This window comes from Pseudomonas sp. A6, from assembly GCF_052367875.1.
Taxonomy (GTDB): Bacteria; Pseudomonadota; Gammaproteobacteria; order Pseudomonadales; family Pseudomonadaceae; genus Pseudomonas; species Pseudomonas citronellolis.
Genome location: NZ_CP198970.1, coordinates 5,426,167 through 5,442,787 on the forward strand (window position 1 = coordinate 5,426,167; position 16,621 = coordinate 5,442,787).

Here is a 16,621-nt window from a genome sequence, read left to right on the forward strand (position 1 = left end):
CATGACCCTCACCGAACGCGCCGACTGGCCGCCCCTCGCCCGCGAACCCCAGCGCATCGGCATCCTGCTATTGCCGTGCTTCTCCAACTTCGGCCTGGCGGCGCTGATCGAGCCGCTGTCGATCGCCAACTGGCTGGCCCAGCGCAAGCTGTTCGACTGGACCCTGCTGTCGCTCGACGGCAAGCCGGTGCCGGCCAGCAACGGCCTGCTCGCCGCCGCCCAGCAGGGCATCGGCGAGCCGGGCGAGTTCGACGTCTGCGCAGTGATCGCCAGCTTCGACGTGCACCGCCACGCCCGCGACGCCGCGCTCAAGGCCTGGCTCAAGCGCCAGGCGGCGTTCGGCGCGGTGCTGATGGGCATCGAGACCGGCAGCGAGCTGCTGGCCGCCGCCGGCGTGCTCGACGGCCACCCCGCCGCGGTGCACTGGGACAACCTGCAGGGCTTCCAGGAAAGCTACCCGCGCGTGCAGGCCCGCGCGCAGCTCTACTCGGTCGGCCGCAAGCGCCTGACCTGCGCCGGCGCCACCGCGGTGCTGGACATGATGCTGGGCTGGCTGGAAGGAGTGGCCGGCGCCGGCCTGGCCCGCGAGGTGGCGATGCACATGCTGGTGGAGCGGGTGCGCGAACCCCAGGTCGGCCAGGTCAGCGGCTTCCAGCACCGCCTGCACGCCCAGGCCGGGCGCCTGGGGCGGGCCATCGCGCTGATGGAACAGTACCTGGAGGAACCGCTGAGCTGCGAGGCGCTGGCCGCGCGCGTCGGCCTGTCGCGCCGTCAGCTGGAACGGCAGTTCATGCAGCACACCGGGCTGACGCCGCTGAAGTACTACCTGGCCCTGCGCCTGGCGCGGGCCCACAACCTGCTGCAGCAGACGCGCATGAGCGTGGCCCAGGTCGCCGCCAGCGCCGGCTTCGGCTCGCTGGAGCACTTCTCCCGCGCCTATCGCGCGCGCTTCGGCTGCACGCCCAGCAGTGACCGCTCGCAAAGCCTGGAGGCACCGGTCATGCGCCAGCCCCTGGCGCATGACCACCTGCCGGCTCAGCTGCGGTAGTCCGGCTCCTCCTCGTCGAGGATGCCCTGCAGCGCGGCGAAGTGGCGGCGGGCGAAGTCCGGGTAGTCCAGCCACTGCCACGCGGTCTTGCGCGCCACCGCGTCGCTGGCGATGCGCAGCGGGCGCCCCGTGGCCAGCGCGGTGAGGTAGACCTCGCAGGCCCGCTCGAAGTAGTACAGGTCGTCGAAGGCCTGGGCCACGCTGGGCGCCGCCACCAGCACGCCGTGGTTGCCCATCAGCAGGATCGGCTTGTCGCCCAGTTGGCGGCTCACCCGCTCGGCCTCGTCACCCAGGCCCATGCCGTCGAAGCCTTCGTCGATGGCCACCCGCTCGAAGAAGCGCATGGAATTCTGCTCGATCGGCGGCAGCCGCGAATCGGCCAGGCAGGCCAGCGCGGTGGCGTACTTCGAATGCACGTGGAGGATGCAACGGGCGTGCGGATGGCGCCGGTGCAGCGCGCCGTGCAGGGCCCAGGCGGTGATGTCGGGAGCGTCGGGGCGCTCCAGCGCCGATGGGTCGTCGGCATCCAGCAGCAACAGGTCACTGGCGCGGACGCGTGAGAAATGGCGGCCGTAGGGGTTGATCAGGAAGCGCCGGCCGTCCTCGGACACGGCCAGGCTGAAGTGGTTGGCGATGGCCTCGTGCAGGCCCAGGCGCGCGGCCCAGCGGAAGGCGCAGGCCAGCTCGGCGCGGGCCTGGGCATGGGCCTCGGGAAAGGCGATGGCTTCGGTGTGCATGGCGGCGGCTCCTCGACACGGGCGCACCCGGCGGGCGCGCATCCGTTGGCCCCGAGTCTAGGGAGAGGGCCGGCGTCGGCTTGACGCGATGCGACGGGCCCTGTCGCGAAGCCTCTGGAACGGGCTTCGGCGCCCAGCCCTGCGGGCATATTTTTCATGCCGCAAAGGCATGAAGGCCTCCAGCGGATCGGCCAAGCCTTAGTGCCACGCTGCCTGCAGCGATCCGCGCGAATCACTTATTCCTTAAGGAAATTTAAATAAGGCAAACAATTACTTTAATAGCTAAGGCGCTCCCTCAATCATCCAGCCCGTACCCGGCGCCTCCACGGTGCCGCGCATTCGCTAGAAACCCGAGGAGATCGTCCATGGCCAACCCCCAGCCCGCCGTCGCGCAGGACCCGCTCCTGCGCCACGCGCCCGGTGGCGATATGGTCGAGCTGGGCCGGCCGCTGCGCCCGCCCCTGCAGCTGGTGCGCCACGTACCGGCGAAACACAACGTGCTGGGCCGCCGCGAAGCGCTGCTGCTCGGCCTGCTGGTCCTGACCCTGCATGGCTCCGTGGCCTACTGGCTGAGCCAGCAACCCACGCCCAGGCTGCCCGAGGTGCCGCCGCAGGTACCGCCCATGACCATCGAATTCAGCGCCCCCACCCCGCCGGTGGTGGAGCCGCCACCGCCCGAGCCGACGCCGCCGGTAGTGGAAGAACCGCCGCCGCCCGTGGTGGACGAGAACGCGGTGAAACCGCCGCCGCCCAAGCCGATCCCCAAGCCCAAGCCGAAACCCGTGGCCAAACCCAAGCCGGTGGAACAGCCGCCCGCGCCGCCCAAGGCGGAGACCCCGCCGGCACCGCCCGCGCGCCCTGCTCCGCCGGCGCCGGCCCCGGTCACGCCGCCCTCGGCCCACGCCGGCTACCTGCACAACCCGGCGCCGGAATACCCGGCCCTGGCGCAGCGCCGCGGCTGGGAAGGCACGGTGCTGCTGCGCGTCCACGTGCTGGCCAGCGGCGGCCCGAGCGAAATCCAGGTGCAGACCTCCAGCGGCCGCGAGGCCCTCGACCAGGCGGCGATCAAGGCCGTGCAGCGCTGGAAGTTCGTACCCGCCAAACGCGGCGACGTGGCCCAGGACGGCTGGGTCAGCGTGCCCATCGACTTCAAACTGAATTGATCTGCGACGAGTTCGCACAGGAGAGAACCCCATGAGTCTGCCCCTCAACCCCGTGGAATCCGTCGAAGGCGCGGTGATCTGGCTGCTGGCCGGCTTCTCCGTCCTCACCTGGAGCCTGGCCCTGGTCAAGGGCATCCAGTTCGGCCGGCAGAAATCCCAGGACCGCCGCTTCCAGAAGCAATTCTGGGGCGCCACCAGCCTCGAATCGGCCGGCGAGCAGTCCGCCGGCCAGCCCGGCGCCGGCGCCCGCGTGGCCCAGGCCGGCTTCGCCGCCATCCAGGTGCCGGACGGCAACCAGCATGACCTGGCCCAGTCGATCAACCACCAGGACCGCCTGGAGCGCGCCCTGCGCCAGCAGATCCAGCGTGAGCGCCGCTCCCTGGAATCGGGCCTGGCGGTGCTCGCCTCGATCGGCTCCACCTCGCCCTTCATCGGCCTGTTCGGCACCGTGTGGGGCATCATGGAAGCGCTCAAGGGCATCAGCGCCGCGGGCTCGGCGAGCCTGGAAACCGTGGCCGGCCCGATCGGCTCGGCGCTGATCGCCACCGGCGTGGGCATCGCCGTCGCCGTGCCCGCGGTGCTGGTCTACAACTACTTCCTGCGCCGCCTGAAGCTCACCGCGGCCGACCTCGACGACTTCGCCCACGACTTCTACAGCCTCGCGCAGAAGAGCGCCTTCCGCGTCATCGTCCACCCCGCCACGGCCCGCAAGCCGGTGGCCGGCGGCAAAAGCGTGAAGGAGGCGAGCTGACATGGCCTTCTCGACCCAGGACAGCGACGAGGTTCTTTCCGAGATCAACGTCACCCCGTTGGTGGACGTGATGCTGGTGCTGCTGGTGGTGTTCATCGTCACCGCGCCGCTGCTGACCAACGCCATCCCGATCAACCTGCCCAAGACCGAATCGGTGGCCCCGCCGGAGCAGAAGGACCCGCTGGTGGTCAGCATCGACGGCGCCGGCAAGTGGTTCATCAACAAGGACGAGATCCAGCCCGAACTGCTGCAGGGCAGCCTGGAGGCGGCCAAGGCCAAGGAACCTGAACTGCGCGTGCAGCTGCAGGCCGACGAGGGCGTGAACTACGGCCAGGTGGCCAAGGCCATGGCTTCGATCGAGAAGGCCGGGATCACCAAGCTGTCGGTGATCACGGCGCGCTGAGAGGTTCCGCGCGGATCTTCATGTAATACCCCATCGAAACATCCGTTCTTCCAGGTCGCTTTCTTCAACTCAGGCAGGGGAAAGCGGCCTTTTTTTATCTTCGAGAAAGGGCCTTGGGTATGCCGCGTTTCCCCGTAGGAGCGGACCTTGTCCGCGATAGCCGGGCATCCCGGCGCGATTCGCGGATAAGATCCGCTCCTACCGTACAGGCAGGCACGGCTTCTCGTAGGAGCGAGCTTGCTCGCGAACAGACTCCGCTGCGGGACTTATTCGCGAGCAAGCTCGCTCCTACGAAGAGCACCTCGGCGCTGGGACGGGAGTCCCGCCGTTCCCAACGATGAATCATCGCGGATGTCGCCATTCCCATGTAGGAGCGCGCCCTGCGCGCGATTCGCGGGCAGGGCCCGCTCCTACAACTGTGCCTCCCTGGTACCGCGGACTACAAAACAAAAACCCCGAGCATCGCTGCCCGGGGCTTTTTCGTCGCTCAGCGCATCACTTCACCAGGAACGGCGAAGCCCCCTCCACCACGCCGGTCTCGTTGACGTACTGCTTCCAATGCTCGATCAACTCCGCCAGCTTGCCCGGCTGGGCCTCGGCCAGGTCGTGGATCTCGCCCGGGTCCTTGCCCAGGTCATACAGCTGCCAACTGGCCGGCCCCACCGGCGCGGGGATGTACACCGCCTTCCAGTCGCCCTGGCGGATGGCGCGCATGCCGAACAGCTCCCAGCCGGTCACGGTCTTCTCGTCGTGGGCGCGTTCGGTCTCGCCGGAGAGCCAGCCCAGCCAGGACTTGCCGCGCGGCTCGGCGACCTCGCGGCCGCGCCAGCGCTTGCCCGGGTGGCGCACGCCGGCCAGGTCGAGGAGGGTCGGGGTGATGTCCATGACGGTGGCGAACTGCTCGCTGATCACGCCCTGGCGCGCCAGCTGCGGGTAGCGCACGAAGGCCGGCACGCGGATGCCGCCCTCGGTGGTGAAGGCCTTGAACAGCCGCGACGGCGCGGTGGCCGCCTGGGCCCAGCGCGGGCCGTACCAGACATAGGAGTTGGCGCGGCCGATGTTCTCCAGGCTGTTGTCGTAGTGCTGGTCGAGGAAGCCCAGCAGGTCCGGGCCGAACTTCGGGAAGGCCTCCAGCAGCGCGCCCTCGGCGCCGTTGTCGGACATGAACAGGACGAAGGTGTTGTCCAGCTCGCCCTGCCGGCGCAGGTAGTCGACCACCCGGCCGATGTTCCAGTCCATGCGCTCGACCATCGCCGCGTAGACCTCCATGGCCCGCGCCGACTTGGCCCGCTCCTCGTCGCTCAGCGCTTCCCACTCGCGGCTGATGGCGAGCACCGGGTGCGCCTCGACGTCGTGCGCCACCAGGCCCAGGTCCTTGAGCCGGGCCAGGCGCTCCTGACGCAATGCCTCGGGGCCGGCGTCGTAGCGGCCGCGGTATTTGTCCACCACCTCCTTGGGCGCCTGCAGCGGCCAGTGCGGCGCGGAGAATGGCAGGTAGGCGAAGAACGGCCGCGCCTGGTCGCGTTCCTTGAGGTACTGCAGCAGCTTGTCGCCGAAGGCATCGGAGGAATAGAAGCCCTCGGGCAGTTGCTCGACGAACCGGTCGTCCTCGATGTAGAGCGCCGGCGTGCCCTTGAGGATGCGCGGCGTGCTTTCGTCGTAGGGCGGCTCGTAGCCGTAGTGGTTGGCGGCGCCGGGCAGCAGCGAGAAGGAACGCTCGAAGCCGCGCGCGTGGGGCGCCTGCTCGGCCTTCAGGCCCAGGTGCCACTTGCCGGCCATCAGCGTCTGGTAGCCGGCCTCGCGCAGCAGTTCGGGCAGCGCCACCACGCGCTCGTTGAGGTAGCCCTCGTAGCCGGGCTTGCCTTCCAGCTCCGGGGTCAGCGCCTCGGCCATGGTGCCGATGCCGGCGATGTGATGGTCGGTGCCGGTGAGCAGCATCGAGCGCGTCGGCGAGCAGGTCGGCGCGGTGTGGAAGTCAGTCAGGCGCAGGCCGGCGTGGGCCAGGGCGTCGAGGTTGGGCGTGGCGATCTCGCCGCCGAAGGCGCCGATGTCGGAGAAGCCGAGGTCGTCGGCGACTATCACCAGGAAGTTGGGGCGTTTGCTCATGTCGGGACTCGGTCGGTGTTTGGGAAGTTTCCTGTAGGAGCGAGCTTGCTCGCGAACCGCATGGCACTGCGTTTGTTCGCGAGCAAGCTCGCTCCTACGAAAAGAAAAGACGCCTCAGCAGGCGATGAACTCGAACGGCAGGTTCTCCACCCGCCTGGGCTGCGGCGCGAGGTAGTCGCCATCGCCGGTCAGCTCGTGCAGCAGTTCCTCGCGCAGGCGCAGGAAGTCGAAGCCGCCGCGCTCGCGCGGGTGCGCCAGGGGCACCTCGACGATGCGCTTGATGCGCCCCGGGCGCGGCGCCATGACCACCACGCGGTCGGCCAGGAACAGCGCCTCCTCCACGTCGTGGGTCACCAGCAGGGTGGTGATGCGCTCGCGCTCGCGGATGCGCAGCAGTTCTTCCTGCAACTGCTGGCGGGTCAGCGCGTCGAGGGCGCCGAAGGGTTCGTCCAGCAGCAGGATGCGCGGGCTGGCCACCAGGCCGCGGGCGATGGCCACGCGCTGGGCCATGCCGCCGGAGAGCTGGTGCGGGTAGGCGCGGTTGAACGCGGACAGGCCGACCAGCTCGAGGTACTCGGCGACCTTGCGCGCCCTGCCCTCCTCGCTCAGCGGCTCGTTGACCAGGCCTAGGGCGACGTTCTGCTCCACCGTCAGCCAGGGGAACAGGCGGTGTTCCTGGAACACGATGCCACGCTCGCCGCCGATGCCGTCGATGGCCCTGTCGCCGATGCGGATCTCGCCGCGGTACTCGCGGTCCAGGCCCACCAGCAGGCGCAGCAGGGTGGACTTGCCGCAGCCGCTGGCGCCGACGATGGCGATGAACTCGCCTTCGGCTATGTCCAGGTCGAAGCGCTGGATGGCCTCCAGTTGCCGGCCGTCCACCGGGAAGCTCTTGCCGACCTGGCGGAAGCTCACCAGCGGCGCGGAAGTAAAAGCGTTCATGCGTGTCTCCAGCGCGTGGCGCGCGCTTCGATGCGTTGTCCGAGGGCGCCGAGCAGGGCGCCGGTGAGGCCGACCAGGAGCATTCCGGCGCTGACCAGGTCCATGCGGAACAGCTGCTGGGCGCCGATCATCAGGCTGCCGATGCCGCCGTCCGAGGGCATGAAGTACTCGGCGCCGATGGTGCCCAGCCAGGCGTAGATCAGGCCCAGGCGCAGGCCGGCGAAGATCGACGGCGCCGCGCCCGGCAACACCAGGCGGCGCAGACGCTGCCAGGGCGACAGGCGCAGCACGCGGGCGGCCTCGCCCAGTTGCGCCGGCAGGCTGGCGATGCCGCGCTGGGTGGCCAGCAGCAGCGGGAAGAAACTGGCCAGGGCGACGAACACCACCTTGGCCGCCTCGCCCAGGCCGAACCAGGCAGTGAGCAGCGGCACCCAGGCGAAGATCGCCACCTGGCGCAGGGCCGAGAACGACGGGCCGAGCAGGCGCTCCGCCGGGCGCCACAGCCCCAGGGCCAGGCCCAGCAGGAAGCCGGCGCCGGCGCCCAGCAGCAGGCCCAGCAGGGAACGCTGCAGGCTGGCCAGCAGGGCCGTCGGCAGGCTGCCGTCGAGCAGGCCGCGCCAGGTGGCCTCGACCACCGCGGCGGGGCTGGCGAGGATGGCCGGGTCGACCCACTGGCCAACGCTCGCCGCCTGCCACAGGCCGACCAGCGCCAGCGGCAACAGCCACGGCTGCAGGCGCTGCCAGCCCTGGCCGCGGACGCCACGGCGGAACTCGCCGGCGGCCTGCTGCGGCCAGTGCACCAGGCGCCGTTCCAGGGCCTGGATGCCCTGGTCCATGGCCGCGCCCACCAGGCCGATGACGAGGATGCAGACGAACACCACGTCGAGCATGAACAGTTGGCGGCTCTGCACCATCAGGTAGCCGATGCCTTCGCTGGAGGCCAGCAGCTCCACCGCCAGCAGCGAGGTCCAGCCCTGTGCCAGGGCCAGGCGCACGCCGGTGAGGAAGGCCGGCAGCGCCGCCGGCAACAGCAACCGGCGCACCAGCAGCGGCGGCGGCAGGCGCAGCACGGCGGCGGCCTCGCGCAGCCTGGGCTGGGCGTCGCGCACGCCGACCAGGGTATGCAGCGCCACCGGGACTATCACCGCCTTGACCAGCACCACCAGCTTGAGCAGTTCGCCGATGCCGAAGAACAGCATGAACAGCGGAATCCAGGCCAGCGTGGGGACCTGCGCCAGGGCCAGGAAGGTCGGCAGCACGAAGCGCTCGGCGCTGCGGCTGAAACCCAGCCAGGCGCCCAGCGCCGCGCCGCTGGCGATGCCGGCGAGCAGGCCCCAGAACAGCCGCTGCAGGCTGATCCACAGCTGCTGCCAGAGTTCGCCGGCGAACAGCTCGCGGGCGCTCTGCCAGACCAGCGCCGGCGCCGGCAGTATCTGCGCGGACATCCAGTGCTGGGCGGAGGCCAGCCACCAGAGAACTAACAGGGCCAGCGGCAACAACCAGGGCAGCAAGCGCGGGGCGATCAGCGCCAGCCGCTGCGAGGCGGCGGCGCTTGCGGTGGGGTACACAGGCAAGGCGAATGCCTTAGAAATATTCTTCATTGGAATATGAAAAAATCTATCAATGCATTTATGAGCTAAGAGCCTTCATTTAAGGGAAGCCTCCCCAGCGCAGCCAATGCATTCGACGAATATTTTTTATGCCTTTCGTGCATTCGCCCGGCAGCACGGATGCGGGCTGACTTATCTCTATAAATTATTAAAAAATAAATTTTTATTATTTTATTAATCACCCGCGACCTGCCTTAGTGCCTTTCCCATTCCCCCGCAGGAGGCAGGCGCCATGAAGGCCCTCACCCACCAGTTGCTGTCGCTCTTCGCCGCCCCGGTGCTCGCCGGATTGCTCGGTGCTTACGCCCCGTTCACCAGCGCCGCCGAAGCGCCGAAGGAAATCCGCATCGCCGTGCCCGACGTGGGCGCCGGGCAGAACCATTCCGGTGGCGGCCTCGTCGACGTGCTCTACACCCGCAAGCTGCTGGAGAAGGAGTTCGCCAACGACGGCATCCAGATCAAGTGGACCTACTTCAAGGGCGCCGGCCCGGTGATCAACGAGGCCTTCGCCAACGGCCAGGTGGACTTCGCCTACCTCGGCGACCTGGCGGCCATCATCGGCAAGGCCAGCGGCCTGGACACCCGCCTGCTGGCCGCCACCGGACGCGGCGTCAACCACTACCTGGGCGTGCAGCCGGGCTCGGGGATCAAGACCCTGGCCGACCTCAAGGGCAAGCGCGTGGGCATCTTCCGCGGCACCGCCAGCCAGCTGTCGTTCGACAACGCGCTGGCCAGCGTTGGCCTGAGCGAGAAGGACCTGAAGGTCATCAGCCTGGACTTCAACGCCGCCCTGGCGGCCCTCGCGGCCAAGCAGATCGACGCCACCTGGGGCCTGGCCGGCCTCTTCGCCCTGCGCGAGAAGGGCCTGGCGGAAATCCCCCTGAGCACCCGCGACCTCGGCGGCGCCGGCACCCTGCAAGCCGTGCTGGTAGGCAACGGCGCCTTCGTCGACGCCCACCCGGAAATCACCCAGCGCCTGCTCAAGGTGGAACTGCAGGCCCTGGCCTGGGCCGGCGCCGAAGCCAACCACGCGGCCTTCATCGACCTGGTGTCGAACCAGGCCGGCTACCCGTCGATCGTCCTGCAGACCGAATACAAGGACCGCCCGCTGGCCGAGGCCCTGTCGCCGCAACTGGACGCCGGCTTCCTCGGCCAGCTAGACGCCTCGATCCAGGCGGCCAGGCAGTACGGCCTGATCCGCCGCGACTTCAAGGCCGCCGACTGGGCCAGGCCGGACTACCTGGCCGGCGCCGCGAGGCTGGCTGCGGCGCAGCCGGTGGCGCAGGTGCGGTGATTGAGCCCTCAGCGGCCTGAGAGCTCAATCGCGGATGGAGTTTGCCGGGGGCTTTGGGGGCTGGGCTTTAGAGCGCCCTCTCCCCAACCCTCTCCCTGAAGGGAGAGGGGGCTGTTCTGAGCGATGTGTCGGTCAGGCGCCATCCTCCCCCCTAACCTCACCCCGTCATTCCCGCGAACGCGGGAACCCAGAGACTTCCTGCTTGGGTGTGACGCGCCGCTCCGAGTCTGCGGAGATTTCTTGTTTCGCCCCCTCGGGCGAGTCCCTTTTGTCAAACGCCACAAAAGGAACCAAAAAGGCTTACCCCAACATACGGGCCCGACAGAGTCGGGCTACCCTCACGAATTCCCCCGCCACGGAGGCCCGCCCCGAGGGTACGTCCCTGTAGCCCGCGGGGCTCTCGCGACATCCATGTCGCATGACCTCCTGAGCGCCGGTTTCGCTCGGCCTTCTGAAGGGGCGTTCCGGTGCGCTCGGATGTTTCTCTGGAAGTCCAAAAGCCAGAGCGAACGCGCTTTTGCTTTTGCTTTTGCTTTTCGTAGGAGCGAGCTTGCTCGCGAACCGCCCGTCACTGGGTGATTCCCCTTCGGGCCAGCGCAAGCGCTGTTCGCGATGGAGCCGCGTCCCGCATTCGCGGGAATGACGAGGTGGGGTGAGGAGTATCAGGCTGACTCCGAACTCCCCACCCACTCCGAACAGCCCCCTCTCCCGCTTGCGGGAGAGGGTTGGGGAGAGGGCGCTCTTGAACCCGACACCTACGGTAACCACTGTTCGCGAGCAAGCTCGCTCCTACACCCAGCCCCCTCCCCGCAAACACTTCACGCCACCGCGCTCCGCTCTTCCTCATCCAACTCCACCAACATCTCGATCAACGCCCTCGCTGCCGCCGAAAGGCGATAGCCGGTACGACTGACGATCCCGCAACGCGCCTGCAGACTGTCGATGTTATGCGGCAGATTGCGCAGATGCAGGCGCGCCACTTCGCCATTGGCCAGCGCATGGCGCAAACCATCCTCGCTGCCCACGCCGATGGCATCGGTCTGGCTGACGATGCGCACCAGCGAGCCCAGGTGCTCGCACTGGATGTTCGCCTGCAGGTCGCTCTTGCCGCTGAGGTTGGCCAGCAGCTTGCGGATGCCCGGCGGCATCCGCGCCGAGGCCAGCGGGTAGGCGAACAGATCGTTGGTGGACAGGCTCTCCTTGGCCAGCAGCGGGTGCCCGGTGCGACAGAAGAAGAAGCCCCGGCGCGGGCTCAGCGGCCGTGTCTGGAAGCCGGGGTCGGCCTCGAAGTGGCGGATGTCGGCGATGAAGAATTCGATCTCGTCGCGCAGCAGGCTGCGCGACAGACGCTCCCAGTTGTCCACCTGGAAATCGATCTGCAGCCGCGGGTGGCGCCGGATCAGCCGCGCCACCGCATCGGGCACCAGTTTCTGCGCCGGCGCCGGCCCGCAGCCGAAGTGCAGCTCGCCGGCGTCCAGCTTGTTCAGCTGGGTGATTTCCTGGGTCAGGTTGGCCGCGCCCTGCACCAGGCGCAGCGCATGCTGCAGCACCACCTGGCCTTCCGGCGTGGGGCGCAGTTCCTTGCTGCCGCGGTCCACCAGCTGGCAGCCCAGCTCCTGCTCCAGGCCCTGGATGCTGCGGCTGAAGGCCGGCTGGGTGATACCCATGGCATCGGCCGCGCGGACGAAACTGCGGTGTTCGGTGAGGGCGATGAAGTAACGCAGTTGGCGCAGATCCATGATGCTTTACCGGCATTGAAAATATTGGACAAAGGCATTTGCCGTCGGGGATGCGCTGGTTTTAAATGCAAGCTCTTATTCCGTCAACGAAGAATAAAACTTAAATTTATTCTTTTAAGAAATAAGAATATGCCCCTCGACCAGGAGCCCCCAATGGCCTTGCACCCTTTCGCCCCACGCCTGCTGCCGGCACGAATGCTTCCCTCTCGCGGCTGTAGCCGCTGAGCCCCGGCGTCGCCAGACGACGCCCACCGATTAGAAGAGAGCCGTTTCCGCCATGCCCCGCATGGTGCGGCCCCCTGTTGCCCGCGATCCGCCGGGCAGTGCCTGATGCAAGGAAAAGACGATGAGCCAGAGTGCCTCGCTGCAGACCCCATTCACGCTCCGCCCCGGCCGAACCCGGCCCGGCGCCCCCGACTACGCCCTGGCCCTGCTGCTCGCCCTGGGCGGCGCACTGCCGCTGCAGGCCGCCGAGCAGGACGAGGCCAGCACCACGCCCGAGGCCGCCAGCGCCGCCGACAAGGGCACCAGCACCCAGGCCACCGCCCTGGGCAAGGTCACGGTCACCGCCCGGCGCCGCGAGGAAGACTCGCAGAAGGTGCCCACGCCGATCACCGTGCTCGACGGCGCCACCCTGGAGAACCAGCGCATCACCAAGGTGCAGGACCTGCAGCAGGTGCTGCCCAGCGTCAACGTCGCCTACATCCACGCCCGCCAGTCGAGCATCGCCGTGCGCGGCATCGGCAACAACCCGGCCAGCGACGGCCTGGAAGGCTCCGCCGGGGTCTACCTGGACAACGTCTACCTGGGCCGCCCGGGCATGGCGGTGTTCGACTTGCTGGACATCGAGCAGTTGGAACTGCTGCGCGGCCCGCAGAGCACCCTGTTCGGCAAGAACACCACCGCCGGCGTGCTGAACATCAGCACCCGCGCGCCGACCTTCACCCCCGAGCGCACGGTGGAGGTCTCCGGCGGCCAGGAAGGCTACTTCCAGGGCCGCGGTACCGTCTCCGGGCCGCTCACCGACGCGCTGGCCGGGCGCGTTTCCGCCTACCGCACGCGCAGCGACGGCTACATCACCAACATCCACGACGACAACAAGCTCAACGGCGGCGAGCGCCAGGGCATCCGCGGCCAGCTGCTGTACAAGCCCAGCGAGGACTTCAGCCTGCGCTGGATCAGCGAGTACAACGAGGAGGACTCCAGCAACGGCAGCATGGTGGTCTATGGCGCCGCCCCGCGCTTCTGGCAGCGCGCCGCGCTGGTCGGCGCCTCGCCGATCGCCGATCCGGACCGGCACAAGGTCAACATCGACAGCCGCCAGCACGTCAGCGTGCACCAGGGCGGCAGTTCGGTGGAGGCCAACTGGAAGCTGGCCAACGACTTCACCCTGACCTCCATCAGCGCCTACCGCTTCTGGAACTTCACCCCGGCCAACGACGAGCAGTTGAACGTCTCGGCGATCCGCAACACCGGGGTGGCGGTGCGCGACCGCCAGTTCTCCCAGGAAATCCGCCTGGCCTCGCCCACCGGCGGCGCCTTCGACTATGTGGTCGGCGCCTACGCGTTCAACCAGAACCTGGGCAACAAGACCTTCACCGACTACGGCCCCTTCGCCGACAGCTACCTGCTGGGCACCAACCTCAACGCCCTGAACGACACCTCCAGCAAGGCCAACGGCAAGATCGAGACCGACAGCTTCGCGCTCTTCTCCCAGGGCACTTGGCACCTCACCGACCAGCTCGACTTCACCGCCGGCCTGCGCGGCACCTACGAGGAGAAGGACGCCAAGGTGAAGCGCTACGCCCCGGTGGGCGGCGCGCCCGTGACCGGCGCCGGCGCGGTGGTGCGCAACGGCCAACTGGGCGCCTACGACTCCGGCGACCTCAGCGTCTACAGCTTCGCCCCCTCGGCGCTGCTCAGCCTGAGCTACCAGTTCAGCGACGAGCTGCTGGGCTATGCCTCGCTGTCCCACGGTGAGAAGTCCGGCGGGGTGAACCTGGCGGTGGCCAGCGCGCCGACCGCTGGCGCCGACTCGCTGCTGGTCGGCCCGGAACGCGCCAACGATGCCGAACTGGGGATCAAGTCGACGCTGCTCGACCGCCGCCTGCAGCTCAACGCCAACATTTTCTGGACCGGCATCCACGGCTACCAGGCCACCACCCTGTACCAGCCGGCCGGCTCCACCCAACTGGTGCAGGTGCTGTCCAACGCCGGCAGCGTGCGCTCCCGCGGCCTGGAACTGGAGGCCACCGCCCTGCCGCTGCGCGGCCTGACGCTGAACTTCAACGGCTCCTACAACGACGTCAGCTACCTGTCGTTCAAGGACGCCCCGTGCCCGGCCGAGATCAGCACCCAGCCCGGCGCCCCGGCCAGCTGCGACCTCACCGGCAAGCGCGTGGTCGGCGCCTCGAAATGGATCGCCAACCTCAACGGCGAATACAAGTGGCAGTTGGCCAACCGCTTCGAGCCCTACGTCAACGCCAGCTACTCGTACCGCTCAGAGGCCGAGGGCACGCTGGACGACTCCGACCTCTCGAAGATCCCCGGCTACGGCCTGGCGAACTTCTCCGTGGGCGTGCGCCACGACCTGGGCGACGGCCAGCTGGACGCCTCGGTCTGGCTGAAGAACGCCTTCGACAAGGACTACTACCTGGCCGCCTTCGCCAGCATCAACGGCTCCTACACCGCCTCGGTGGGCCAGCCGCGCACCCTGGGCGCCTCGGTCCGCTACGACTTCTGATCCCACTCGCCGCCCCGCGCGGCCCCTTGCAGTACCACCTACAGCAATGAGGAACACGAGATGAGCAACGCAGCACAAGCCATTCGACCCGCCGTACAACTCGACATCCACCCGGTGGCTGGGCGCATCGGCGCCGAGATCCGCGGGGTGACGCTTTCCGGCCAGTTGGACGCGGCCACGGTTGAGGCCATCCAGGCCGCCCTGGTGAAGCACAAGGTGATCTTCTTCCGCGGCCAGAGCCAGCTCGACGACCAGGGCCAGGAAGCCTTCGCCAAGCTGCTCGGCGAGCCGGTGGCGCACCCGACGGTGCCGGTGCGCGACGGCACCGAATACCTGCTCGAACTGGACGGCGCCGAAGGCCGCCGGGCCAACTCCTGGCACACCGACGTGACCTTCGTCGAGGCCTACCCGAAGGCCTCGATCCTGCGCAACGTGGTGGCCCCGCAGGCCGGCGGCGACACCGTCTGGGCCAACACCGCGACCGCCTACGACGACCTCAGCGACGAACTCAAGGCCCTGGCCGACAAGCTCTGGGCGGTGCACAGCAATGAATACGACTACGCCGCCATCAAACCCAACGCCGACCCGGCGCGCCTGGAGCAGTACCGCAAGGTGTTCACCTCCACCGTCTACGAGACCGAGCACCCGGTAGTGCGCGTGCACCCCGTCAGCGGCGAACGCAACCTGCTGCTGGGGCACTTCGTGAAGCGCCTGAAGGGCCTGTCGCAGCACGACTCCCAGCATCTGTTCGCGGTGCTGCAGAGCCACGTCACCCGCCTGGAGAACACCGTGCGCTGGCGCTGGCAGGCCGGCGACGTGGCCATCTGGGACAACCGCGCCACCCAGCACTACGCGGTGGACGACTACGGCACCCAGCCGCGCATCGTGCGGCGTGTGACGCTGGCTGGTGAGGTGCCGGTGGGGGTGGATGGGCAGCGGAGTCGGACTGTCAGGAAAGTTTGAGTCCTGCTTTCAAGAGCCCCTCTCCCTAATCCTCTCCCTGAAGGGAGAGGGGACCGTTCGGTGCGCTTGGGTGTTCTGGAGTCAGCCGGCTAGCCCAGAGATTGCCGGCTGAAACCAAGCCTCCTCTCGGCACGGACAAGCCCCCTCTCCCTTCAGGGAGAGGGCTGGGGAGAGGGCAACCCAAGCCCGATACGGAGCACCAGACCATGAGCCAATCCTCCGCCCTGAAGATCACCCCCGAACCCTTCACCATCATCCCCCTCGACGCCCCGCTGGGCGCCGAGGTCCGCGGCCTGGACGCACGCCAGCCGCTGACGCCCGAGCAGATTCTGGCGATCAAGCAGGCCCACCGCGACCACCACATTCTCATCTTCAGGAACCAGCAACTGGACGATCGGCAGTACCTGAATTTCGCCACTCTGTTCGGCGCGGTGTTCCAGCCGCCGGCGGACGTGCCGGTGCTGTCTTCCGGCGTCGACGGCAAGGCCCCGGACATCGTCAAGGTGGCCAATACCGGCGATGGCGAACTGGGCAACTTCGCCCTGCCCGCGCACATCGACCACCAGTGGACGCCGCTGCCCTCCTCCGGCTCCTTCCTCTACGCGCTGGAAGTGCCGAGCCAGGGCGGCGAAACCCTGTTCACCAACCTGGCGCTCGCCTACCAGAGCCTGGACGCAGCCACGCGCAAGGAAATCGACGACCTGCGGCTGGTCAGCTACAACCCCTTCGTGCGCCTGAAGAACGGCTATTCGGGCGGTTTCGTCACCTACCGCACCCCGGACATCGAGCCGATCCAGGGCACCGAGCACCCGCTGGTGCGCACCCATCCGGAAAGCGGCAAGCGCGTGCTCTACCTCAGCGTCCACACCGAAGTGGAAATCCCCGGCCATGAGCCGCAGCAGGGCAAGGCCCTGGTCGAGCGCCTGCGCGCCCACCTGCAGAAGCCGGAGCTGATCTACAGCCACAAATGGCAGGTCAGCGACATCGTCTGGTGGGACAACCAGGCCACCCTGCACGGCCGCAACGCCTTCCCGGCCAGCGAGCGGCGCCGCCTGAAGCGCATCAGCCTGGGCGGCAGCCGGCCGTTCTGAGTTTCCCGCGGGCAAAGAAAAAGCCCCTGGC

Annotated in this window: 13 protein-coding genes; 8 read left to right on the forward strand and 5 right to left on the reverse strand. The window is 68.3% G+C overall.

Features of this window, described 5'->3' with window-relative positions; translation table 11 throughout:
* Window position 1 precedes the first annotated feature (1 nt).
* Window positions 2-1,048, forward strand: coding sequence for a GlxA family transcriptional regulator (locus ACTWJ5_RS23800; protein ID WP_444436687.1), 1,047 nt, complete (start codon window positions 2-4; stop codon window positions 1,046-1,048).
* Here the strand turns inward: ACTWJ5_RS23800 and ACTWJ5_RS23805 are convergent.
* Window positions 1,036-1,785: a class II aldolase and adducin N-terminal domain-containing protein gene (locus tag ACTWJ5_RS23805; RefSeq protein ID WP_253392314.1), complete on the reverse strand. Its 750-nt coding sequence runs from the start codon at window positions 1,783-1,785 to the stop codon at window positions 1,036-1,038. The genes ACTWJ5_RS23800 and ACTWJ5_RS23805 overlap by 13 nt on opposite strands.
* Before the next feature lie 365 nt (window positions 1,786-2,150).
* Here ACTWJ5_RS23805 and ACTWJ5_RS23810 point away from each other — a divergent pair, with 365 nt between their 5' ends.
* The 3 genes from ACTWJ5_RS23810 to ACTWJ5_RS23820 are packed head-to-tail and all read left to right on the forward strand — an operon-like array spanning window position 2,151 to window position 4,102.
* A complete protein-coding gene (locus ACTWJ5_RS23810) occupies window positions 2,151-2,948 on the forward strand; it encodes an energy transducer TonB (RefSeq protein WP_444436688.1) in 798 nt (265 codons plus the stop codon).
* Between the two features lie 31 nt (window positions 2,949-2,979).
* Window positions 2,980-3,699: a MotA/TolQ/ExbB proton channel family protein gene (locus tag ACTWJ5_RS23815; RefSeq protein WP_058490881.1), complete on the forward strand. Its 720-nt coding sequence runs from the start codon at window positions 2,980-2,982 to the stop codon at window positions 3,697-3,699.
* A gap of 1 nt (window position 3,700) precedes the next feature.
* The gene (locus ACTWJ5_RS23820; protein WP_009616955.1) at window positions 3,701-4,102 is read left to right on the forward strand and encodes an ExbD/TolR family protein; all 402 of its coding nucleotides are present in this window, start codon (window positions 3,701-3,703) and stop codon (window positions 4,100-4,102) included.
* Between the two features lie 495 nt (window positions 4,103-4,597).
* On the opposite strand, the gene ACTWJ5_RS23825 is transcribed toward ACTWJ5_RS23820, so the two are convergent.
* The 3 genes from ACTWJ5_RS23825 to ACTWJ5_RS23835 all read right to left on the reverse strand — a co-directional run bounded on the left by ACTWJ5_RS23825 (window position 4,598) and on the right by ACTWJ5_RS23835 (window position 8,751).
* Window positions 4,598-6,208, reverse strand: coding sequence for an arylsulfatase (locus ACTWJ5_RS23825; protein ID WP_253408263.1), 1,611 nt, complete (start codon window positions 6,206-6,208; stop codon window positions 4,598-4,600).
* 114 nt (window positions 6,209-6,322) lie between these two features.
* The gene (locus tag ACTWJ5_RS23830; protein ID WP_261747933.1) at window positions 6,323-7,150 is read right to left on the reverse strand and encodes an ABC transporter ATP-binding protein; all 828 of its coding nucleotides are present in this window, start codon (window positions 7,148-7,150) and stop codon (window positions 6,323-6,325) included.
* Window positions 7,147-8,751, reverse strand: coding sequence for an ABC transporter permease (locus tag ACTWJ5_RS23835; RefSeq protein WP_444436689.1), 1,605 nt, complete (start codon window positions 8,749-8,751; stop codon window positions 7,147-7,149). The genes ACTWJ5_RS23830 and ACTWJ5_RS23835 overlap by 4 nt, the downstream gene beginning before the upstream one ends.
* A 241-nt stretch (window positions 8,752-8,992) precedes the next feature.
* Here ACTWJ5_RS23835 and ACTWJ5_RS23840 point away from each other — a divergent pair, with 241 nt between their 5' ends.
* Window positions 8,993-10,054 (forward strand): ABC transporter substrate-binding protein, encoded by a 1,062-nt coding sequence (locus tag ACTWJ5_RS23840; RefSeq protein WP_444436690.1) that lies wholly within the window; start codon window positions 8,993-8,995, stop codon window positions 10,052-10,054.
* An 818-nt stretch (window positions 10,055-10,872) separates the two neighbouring features.
* Here ACTWJ5_RS23840 and ACTWJ5_RS23845 read toward each other — a convergent pair.
* Window positions 10,873-11,793: a LysR family transcriptional regulator gene (locus tag ACTWJ5_RS23845; RefSeq protein ID WP_009616950.1), complete on the reverse strand. Its 921-nt coding sequence runs from the start codon at window positions 11,791-11,793 to the stop codon at window positions 10,873-10,875.
* 346 nt (window positions 11,794-12,139) lie between these two features.
* On the opposite strand from ACTWJ5_RS23845, the gene ACTWJ5_RS23850 reads away from it, so the two are divergent.
* From ACTWJ5_RS23850 to ACTWJ5_RS23860, 3 genes are all read left to right on the forward strand, one after another.
* Window positions 12,140-14,536 (forward strand): TonB-dependent receptor, encoded by a 2,397-nt coding sequence (locus ACTWJ5_RS23850; RefSeq protein WP_444436691.1) that lies wholly within the window; start codon window positions 12,140-12,142, stop codon window positions 14,534-14,536.
* A gap of 60 nt (window positions 14,537-14,596) precedes the next feature.
* The gene (locus ACTWJ5_RS23855; protein ID WP_444436692.1) at window positions 14,597-15,499 is read left to right on the forward strand and encodes a TauD/TfdA dioxygenase family protein; all 903 of its coding nucleotides are present in this window, start codon (window positions 14,597-14,599) and stop codon (window positions 15,497-15,499) included.
* A 206-nt stretch (window positions 15,500-15,705) separates the two neighbouring features.
* Window positions 15,706-16,590, forward strand: coding sequence for a TauD/TfdA dioxygenase family protein (locus ACTWJ5_RS23860; protein ID WP_444436693.1), 885 nt, complete (start codon window positions 15,706-15,708; stop codon window positions 16,588-16,590).
* The last annotated feature ends 31 nt before the right edge of the window (window positions 16,591-16,621 follow it).

Excerpts from the sequence above, each read along its gene's own strand:
- ACTWJ5_RS23820 (WP_009616955.1), top strand. The coding sequence starts at position 3,701 with ATGGCCTTCTCGACCCAGGACAGCGACGAGGTTCTTTCCGAGATCAAC.
- ACTWJ5_RS23850 (WP_444436691.1), top strand. The coding sequence starts at position 12,140 with ATGAGCCAGAGTGCCTCGCTGCAGACCCCATTCACGCTCCGCCCCGGC.
- ACTWJ5_RS23840 (WP_444436690.1), top strand. The coding sequence starts at position 8,993 with ATGAAGGCCCTCACCCACCAGTTGCTGTCGCTCTTCGCCGCCCCGGTG.
- ACTWJ5_RS23800 (WP_444436687.1), top strand. The coding sequence starts at position 2 with ATGACCCTCACCGAACGCGCCGACTGGCCGCCCCTCGCCCGCGAACCC.
- ACTWJ5_RS23845 (WP_009616950.1), bottom strand. The coding sequence starts at position 11,793 with ATGGATCTGCGCCAACTGCGTTACTTCATCGCCCTCACCGAACACCGC.
- ACTWJ5_RS23855 (WP_444436692.1), top strand. The coding sequence starts at position 14,597 with ATGAGCAACGCAGCACAAGCCATTCGACCCGCCGTACAACTCGACATC.
- ACTWJ5_RS23830 (WP_261747933.1), bottom strand. The coding sequence starts at position 7,150 with ATGAACGCTTTTACTTCCGCGCCGCTGGTGAGCTTCCGCCAGGTCGGC.
- ACTWJ5_RS23835 (WP_444436689.1), bottom strand. The coding sequence starts at position 8,751 with ATGAAGAATATTTCTAAGGCATTCGCCTTGCCTGTGTACCCCACCGCA.
- ACTWJ5_RS23860 (WP_444436693.1), top strand. The coding sequence starts at position 15,706 with ATGAGCCAATCCTCCGCCCTGAAGATCACCCCCGAACCCTTCACCATC.
- ACTWJ5_RS23825 (WP_253408263.1), bottom strand. The coding sequence starts at position 6,208 with ATGAGCAAACGCCCCAACTTCCTGGTGATAGTCGCCGACGACCTCGGC.
- ACTWJ5_RS23815 (WP_058490881.1), top strand. The coding sequence starts at position 2,980 with ATGAGTCTGCCCCTCAACCCCGTGGAATCCGTCGAAGGCGCGGTGATC.
- ACTWJ5_RS23805 (WP_253392314.1), bottom strand. The coding sequence starts at position 1,785 with ATGCACACCGAAGCCATCGCCTTTCCCGAGGCCCATGCCCAGGCCCGC.
- ACTWJ5_RS23810 (WP_444436688.1), top strand. The coding sequence starts at position 2,151 with ATGGCCAACCCCCAGCCCGCCGTCGCGCAGGACCCGCTCCTGCGCCAC.